The sequence below is a fragment of the Mycobacterium sp. genome, from assembly GCF_035603715.1.
Lineage (GTDB): Bacteria > Actinomycetota > Actinomycetes > Mycobacteriales > Mycobacteriaceae > Mycobacterium.
Genome location: NZ_DATNJW010000537.1, coordinates 1 through 7,437, shown reverse-complemented (window position 1 = coordinate 7,437; position 7,437 = coordinate 1). Strand labels below are relative to the sequence as shown.

The 7,437-nt window shown below is 63.1% G+C and carries 8 protein-coding genes and 1 pseudogene; 7 read left to right on the top strand and 2 right to left on the bottom strand.

Annotated features, from left to right (window positions below; genetic code table 11):
• The 6 genes and pseudogenes from VN856_RS22305 to VN856_RS22280 all read left to right on the top strand — a co-directional run.
• Positions 1-881: pseudogene (locus VN856_RS22305) on the top strand (dihydrodipicolinate reductase); the annotation flags it as partial.
• A gap of 70 nt (positions 882-951) precedes the next feature.
• Positions 952-2,088 carry a TDT family transporter gene (locus VN856_RS22300; protein ID WP_325693057.1) on the top strand — a complete coding sequence of 379 codons (1,137 nt, stop codon included), beginning with the start codon at positions 952-954 and terminating at the stop codon, positions 2,086-2,088.
• Positions 2,089-2,550, top strand: a complete 462-nt coding sequence (locus tag VN856_RS22295; RefSeq protein ID WP_325693054.1) for a DoxX family protein — start codon at positions 2,089-2,091, stop codon at positions 2,548-2,550.
• 117 nt (positions 2,551-2,667) lie between these two features.
• Positions 2,668-4,011, top strand: coding sequence for an MFS transporter (locus VN856_RS22290; RefSeq protein WP_325693051.1), 1,344 nt, complete (start codon positions 2,668-2,670; stop codon positions 4,009-4,011).
• Between the two features lie 86 nt (positions 4,012-4,097).
• Complete coding sequence (locus VN856_RS22285; protein ID WP_325693059.1) at positions 4,098-4,745, top strand: DUF1326 domain-containing protein; 648 nt, start codon at positions 4,098-4,100, stop codon at positions 4,743-4,745.
• 2 nt (positions 4,746-4,747) lie between these two features.
• Positions 4,748-5,503 (top strand): DUF2182 domain-containing protein, encoded by a 756-nt coding sequence (locus VN856_RS22280; RefSeq protein ID WP_325693048.1) that lies wholly within the window; start codon positions 4,748-4,750, stop codon positions 5,501-5,503.
• A 10-nt stretch (positions 5,504-5,513) separates the two neighbouring features.
• Here VN856_RS22280 and VN856_RS22275 read toward each other — a convergent pair whose 3' ends face one another.
• Entirely contained in the window at positions 5,514-5,948 is a 435-nt protein-coding gene (locus VN856_RS22275) for a nitroreductase family deazaflavin-dependent oxidoreductase (protein WP_325693045.1), read from the bottom strand.
• 39 nt (positions 5,949-5,987) lie between these two features.
• Complete coding sequence (locus tag VN856_RS22270) at positions 5,988-6,926, bottom strand: NADP-dependent oxidoreductase (protein WP_325693042.1); 939 nt, start codon at positions 6,924-6,926, stop codon at positions 5,988-5,990.
• A 200-nt stretch (positions 6,927-7,126) separates the two neighbouring features.
• Between VN856_RS22270 and VN856_RS22265 the strand changes: the two genes are divergently transcribed.
• A partial coding sequence (locus VN856_RS22265) for a class I SAM-dependent methyltransferase (RefSeq protein ID WP_325693040.1) occupies positions 7,127-7,437 on the top strand: 311 nt, incomplete at its 3' end.

The following is a 7,437-nucleotide window of genomic DNA, read 5'->3' as shown; positions in this document are numbered from 1 at the left end:
ACGCGACCAATGACGTCGATGCACTCTTGGAGCTGCAATCGGACTGCATCATCTACACGCCGCTGCATTTTGACGTTGTCGAGGTGCAACGCATCCTGCGAGCGGGCGTCAACATCGTTACCAGTGCGGAGTTCTTGACGGGCATGAATCTGTCCGACAGTGATCGCGCTGCTATCGAAGCCGCGGCCCGCGACGGCGATGCCACGATATTCGGCAGCGGCATGAATCCCGGGTTCGCCCAGATGGTCGCCGCGGTCTCCAGCGGCGTATCCACCAACGTCCGCAAGGCGTCGATGACCGAATCCGTGGATGTGTCGCAATTCATCGGTGACGCCAACTTTCAGTCTGTCGGCTGGGGCCGGCCACGGGGCGACCCAGGCCACGCCGACGACGTCCGTCGCGGCACGTTGGTATTCGCCGAAGCCGTTGACGTCTTCGCCCGGATGATGGGGATTGATCTCAATGAGATCCTCTGCGACGTCGAATTCGCCTACGCCACCGACGACGTCGTGGCCGACGGGGTATCGATACCGGCCGGGCACGTCGCTGGTATGAACGTGAAGTGGTATGGCAACGTCGACGGCGCTGAGGTTCTTGCCGTCAATCAACGTTGGGTCGCCACCCAATCGCTGGACCCGCCGTGGACCGTCGAACACGGATACCGCATTGAGATCCTCGGAGATCCGAGTGTGTACGTGAAGGTCGACATGATGCCAACCGCAGAAGATCTCGCTGATCTGACTCCCGAGCGGATGCGCGGCATCGGACTGCGTATCACCGCCGCTCCGCTGATCAATGCGATACCCGCGGTGTGCGCGGCGACGTCAGGAATCGCCACCTACGCCGAGCTGCCCGCCATCTCCGCTCGCCTATTCGCTTAGAACTGTGCCGGATGCCGGGGCCTTGCTTTCTGGCATGCGGATAGCGCTCTCGGAGTAGCGTCGCGAGGTCATGGCCACCACAGAGCTGGGTGAGGATTCGACGGTACCGAGCGTGTTGGGTCGCTTGGGGCCCAATTGGTTTGCCTCCGTTATGGGAACAGGGATCGTTGCGACTGCGGCCGCGACTCTGCCGGTGCATATCCACGGACTCCGCGCGTTTGCACAGGCGGTTTGGGTGTTCGCCGCGGTGTTGCTGATCGTGCTGATCATCGTCGTGGGGGGTCACTGGCTGCGGCATCCGACGGTGGCCCGCAGGCATGCCCGCAACCCGCAGATGGCGCATTTCTACGGAGCCGCCCCGATGGCACTGCTCACAGTTGGTACGGGATCGGTGCTGCTCGGTCGGGACTTGGTGGGGGAGGTGCTTGCAGTCGATCTCGACTGGGTGCTTTGGACGGCGGGCACGATCAGCGGTCTTTTCACCGCCATCTCCATTCCCTATCTGATGTTCATTCAGCACAACGTGGAACCCGACGCCGCGTTCGGTGGCTGGCTGATGCCGGTCGTACCGCCGATGGTTTCGGCGGCCGCAGGAGCGCTGCTGATTGGACACATCGCGCCGGGTAGCGGCCGACAGACCCTGCTCTACGGATGCTATGCGATGTTCGGGTTGTCGCTCATCGCGTCGTTGATCATCATCACGATGATTTGGAGTCGGCTCGCGTACTACGGCACGTCAGGAAGTGCCAGGGTGCCGACACTGTGGATAGTGCTCGGCCCGCTCGGCCAATCCATCACGGCTGCAGGACTTCTCGGAACAAATGCCGCGCTGGCCGTCGCCCCGCCGATAGCCGGGGGCATGAACGTCCTCGCCGTTCTGTACGGGGTGCCGGTGTGGGGGTTCGCGCTGCTGTGGATCTGTTTGGCGACGTTGTTGACGGTGCATACCCTGCGGAGGGGAATGCCATTCGCGCTGACATGGTGGAGCCTTACCTTCCCGGTCGGAACGTTCGTCACGGGAACTACACAATTGGCGGTGCACACCGGGCTGACGGCGTTTCGGGTTGCCGCCGTCGTGGCCTACGTCTGCCTGCTCGGCACGTGGATTCTGGTAGCCGTCCGCACGGCGAGAGGTAGCTTGCAGGGCAACCTCTTTCAGCCGCCCAGTACTGTCCCGGTGAAGGCGCACAAGGACCCGGTGGCCTAAGTGCTCGACGTCGATCGACCCACGTCCTCCCCGCAGCGGAGCATCGCGCGTCTTGTTCTTGGCGCCTTGCTGCTCTACACCGGGGTGAGTCATGTGAGCTTCGCCCGAACCGCCTTCCACGCCCAAGTGCCGCCGTGGCTGCCGTTGAACGCCGACTTCGTCATCATCGCGTCCGGTGTGGTGGAAATCGCCCTGGGAGCAAGCCTGGTGCTGCTGGCCAGATGGCGAGTGCCAGTCGGATGGGTCGTAGCGGCCTTCTTTGTGGTGGTGTTTCCGGGAAATATCTCCCAATTCATCACGCACGCCAACGCTTTCGAGCTCGACTCCGACCTCGCCCGCGGCATTCGACTGCTGTTCCAGCCGTTGCTCGTGATTTGGGCGCTGTGGTGCACGGGGGCATGGGCGGCCTTCCGAAACCGCGGATCACGACCGCCGTGCTCTAACGGAACGAACAGCAGTTAGACAACCAGTTCGCTTCGTGTTCACCGCCTCGCCGTCTACGCAACATCCGTCTTCCAGTTCCGACGCGCTTCGCCCTTCACACTGTGAATGGATCCGTCCATACCAGCGGAGGTCATAGTGGTTGTCGGAGACAATGAAGTCGCCCTCAGCTTGGAGGTTGACCCGGCGGGGCAGCGAGCGCAGGTGCGACGCGCGGCGTTGGCCAGCTCGATCGGCACCACGATCGAGTGGTACGACTTCTTCCTCTACAACACCGCGGCCGCATTGGTTTTCCCGCATTTGTTCTTCCCCGCCTCCAGCCCGTACGCCGGCGCGATGGCCTCGTTCGCGACCTACGCTGTCGGGTTCGTCGCCCGCCCGCTCGGTGCCGCGATCTTCGGGCACTGGGGCGACCGGATCGGTCGCAAAGCGACACTGATCGTGACGCTGCTGGTGATGGGCATCTCGTCGGCGATCGTCGGCATCCTGCCCGGCACCGCCGCGATCGGGGTGGCCGCGCCACTACTGCTCGTAGCGCTACGACTGGTGCAAGGCATCGCGATCGGCGGCGAGTGGAGCGGGTCGGTGTTGATCGCGATGGAGTGGGGCGACCAGAGCAAGCGTGGGCTGCTTGGCAGTTTCGCTCAGCTCGGCGTGCCGATGGGGCTGGTCCTGGGCACCGGCGGCATGACGTTGCTGTCGGCAACGCTGTCGGCTGACGCGTTCAACTCGTGGGGCTGGCGGGGTCCGTTCCTGTTCAGCCTGGTACTGGTGGGCCTCGGCTTGGTGATTCGGCTGTCCATCCTCGAGACACCGATGTTCGCAAAGGTGGCCGAGGAGCGTAAAACCGCCCGCACTCCTGTCGTCGACGCGATCCGGCACCACTGGCGAGAGATTCTGCTGTCGGCGGGGGTGCGGTTCAGCGAACAGATGCCCTTCTACCTGTTCACGACCTTCGTCCTGACCTACGTTGTGTCGCGGCACGGGTTCGCCAAGACGTTCGTGCTCACCGCCGTGCTGGCGGGCGCCGTGTGCGAACTCGTCGCGATCCCGCTGTTTTCGCACCTGTCGGACCGCATCGGCCGCAAGCGGATATATCTCACCGGAGCGGTTCTGACCGGCCTGATCGCGTACCCGTACTTCGCAGTGCTGACCCACGGCGGGAAGGCGCTGATCTTCATCGCGGTCGTCGTCTCGCTGTTCCTCCACGCGGTGCAGTACGGCCCGCAGGCGGCGCTGATCGGCGAGAACTTCCCGACACATCTGCGCTACGGCGGCGCCGGACTCGGCTACCAGCTGGCCTCCGTTTTCGCCGGCGGCCCCGCACCGCTGATCGCAACGTGGTTGCTGCACAAAACCGGAACCCCGTACGCCATCTCGGCCTACATCGTCTTCGCCGCTGTTGTCACGGTCGGCTGCGTCCTTGCCCTACCGGACCGTTCCCGGGTCGACATCGACGACGCCGCCGTATACCGGCGATAGCGATCCTCCTCGATTACGTCGCCAGCCGTCTCGCAGCGCTTTGACGAAGAGCGCTGCGGTAGTAGATTTGCGTGACACATCAATCAATGGAGGTTCCGGTGGCTGACCAATGGACGCTTCACGGTGTGGAGTTCGAGAATTGCCCCTGCGCCTGGGGTTGCCCATGCCAATTCGGTGCGCAACCAACTTACGGGCGTTGCCAGGCGGTCATGGGCGGCCATATCGAGACCGGGAACTTCAATGACACGACTCTCGATGGGCTGGACTGGGCGATGCTACTGTCCTGGCCGGGTCCGGTCCCCGAGGGCGACGGCACACAGCAGGCCATCATCGACGAACGTGCGGATCCCATTCAGCGAGAAGCACTGCGCAAGATCCTGCACGGCGAGTCGACCACCCCCGGAGCGACAGTTTTCTTCGTGTACAACAGCACGATGTCGACTGTGCTCGAGACGCTGTACGCACCTATCGAATTGTCGATCGATGTCGAGCAGCGAACGGCCAGCATGACGATTGACGGGCTCGTTGAATCACGCGGCGAACCACTCGCCCAACCGGGAAACCCGGGATTGCCACCGCGGATACAGCTCAGTACGCCGGAGGGGCCGCGCTATCTCTATGCCGAAATGGGCAACGGCAACACCACCGCGCGGGCGGGAATCGACCTCGACTTCAAGGACAGTTATTGCCAGTTCAACGTCATGCACCTGAACCAAGACGGACTCATCCGCTGACCGTGCCCTGGATTCGGCGCCACCGGGACCGCCTGGCCGTCTCGGCCGGCCTGGTCGGCATCACCGTCGCAGCCTGGGTCTACGTCGTGGTGACAGCGCACCGAATGGCGACGCCGGGGATGGACGTCATGACAGGCGTAAAGCCATGGACAGCAACCGAATTCGTTCTGACCTTCGCGATGTGGGCCTTGATGATGGTTGCCATGATGGTTCCCACTGCGGCACCCATGACTCTGATGTACGCGGCAGTCGCGCGCAAGGCCGCCGCACAGCACGACCCGCTGGCTCCGACGTTCATCTTCGCCACCGGCTACATCACGATGTGGGTGATCTTCAGCTTCGTGGCCACCGCCTCCCAGCATGCTCTTGATCAGGCCGCGCTGCTCTCCCCGATGATGGTGTCCGCCAGCGCCCACCTCGGCGCCGCGATTCTGATCGCGGCCGGCCTATACCAGCTCACCCCGCTCAAGAATGCGTGCCTGAAAAACTGCCGGACCCCAGCGCATTTCATGTCCCGCTACTGGCGCTCCGGCAACCTCGGCGCCTTCCGGATGGGACTGAGGCTCGGCGTCTACTGCGTGGGCTGCTGCTGGATCCTGATGGCGTTGCTGTTCGTCGGTGGCGTGATGAACCTGTTGTGGATCGCGGCTATCGCCATATTTGTTCTGCTGGAGAAGACGATCCCCTTCGGTGACGTGAGCGGAAGGGTCGCGGGCGCGGCGATGATCCTGGTTGGTGCGCTGAGTCTGGCCCTGTGAGGCGCCGGCGTCAGTCGTGCTTCTTCGCCCCACCCGTCGGCGTGAGTGCGACAACCGGGATGATCCGCGACGTCTGGCGTTCGTACTCCGCGAATCCCGGATACCGCTCGGCCTGCACCGCGTACTTGTCGTTGCGCTCGGACCCACGCAACTCGGAGGCATGTACCTCCACGATGTCGTCGCCGACCTCGATGCGGGTATCGGGGTTAGCCTTCAGGTTCCAGTACCAGGCGGGGTTATCGTCGCGACCATTGTTGGAGGCGAATACAAGGAACCGTTCGCCGTCGGCCAGATACATCATGATGTTGGTCCTCGGCTGACCGCTCTTTGCGCCCACAGTGTGCAGGATGACCATCGGCGCACCCTCGAACGGACCGCCGACGCGACCATGGTTGGCGCGGAATTCCGCGATGTTCCGTGCGTTGAAGTCATTGCCGTCGCTCATCTGCTTCTCCTCATACTGACTAACACCTCGTAGCCGGACCTATTGCCCGTCAACCATTTTCAGCACAATTTTGCCGCGGGTATGCCGCTGTTCGACCTGCCGGAAGGCGTCCCGGACGTCGTCGAGCGGAAACACTCCAGCGATCGGCACTTGCAATTCACCTCGCGCTACGAGGTCGGCCAGCTCTGCGACCACTGCTGCAGTCGCCGCGTCCGCACCTCCTGCAGACAAAACCCCAAACCGCTCGACGGCGGCGAAATCGGCAATGGTGTCAACCTTCTCGCGCGCAATCTTGAGGTCCTCGACCGCCATGGCGACATATCCACCGCCGAAGAAATCCAGCAGGGCATCGATGTGTCCCGACGGAGCCGCGGCGCGCAACCGCGCGGGCAGGTCTTCACCGTAGTTAACCGGGACCACGCCGCGATCGACGAGCCAGGAATCGTTGGATGGTCCGGCGATGCCTAGGACGGTGGCTCCGGCGCGTCGCGCGAGTTGAACTGCGATCGAACCGACACCGCCTGCGGCACCCGCGATCGCGACCGTCTCTCCCGCTTTGAGGCGCACCGCACGCACCGCAGCGTAGGCGGTCGCTCCTGCGACAAACAGCGAGCCGGCCACCTCCCAAGAAATGCCCGATGGCTTGGCGGTCAACTGGATCGCCGGGACGGTCACATGTTCGGCGTGGCTGGATCGGCTCATGGAAAAGCCGATCACCTCGTCGCCCACGGCGAAATCGGTCACGCCGGAGCCCAGTTCGGCCACCACCCCTGCCAGGTCGCTGCCTTGACCCGAGGGGAACGTGGCGGGGAATTGGTCGGCCAGGGCACCGCTTCGGATCACGGCCTCACTGGGGTTGATGCCGGCCGCTCTGACCGCAACGAGAACTTCACCGGCTTCCGGAACGGGGCGGGGCACGTCGCGGACCTCGAGGACCTCGACGCCGCCGTACGAATCGAATTGCACTGCTCGGGACATAAACTCCACTGTAGGCCAATTGCATGACATATCAAGTATTGTTCGCTTGCAGTGAACAGGTAGTGTAGGAAGCGATCTGGGCCTCGACACCGCAAGTGGCGATTGAACAGCTAGTTTGACCGAGTTATCGATCGCCGAGTTGCAAATGTTGGCTCGGCGTATTACTTGATATATCATGTAAAGCTACTACTGTGGTTGTTATGACTAAGACAGGTTCGACTTCCTCGCAAGGATCCTCTGGATCGCAGCACTTTGATTTCGATGCGCTTTACCGTGGCGAAAGCCCGGCCGAAGGCTTCGCGGCGATGACGACACCACCATGGGATAACAAGGCGCCCAGCGAGAGCGTCGTCGAGTGGCAAACCCGCGGCTGGGTCCACGGCGATGTCCTCGACATCGGCTGCGGGCTCGGCGACAACGCCATCTACCTCGCCAAGAAGGGTTACACAGTGACCGCGCTGGACATCTCACCCACCGCCCTGACGACGGCGCAGCAGCGTGCCAGCGACGC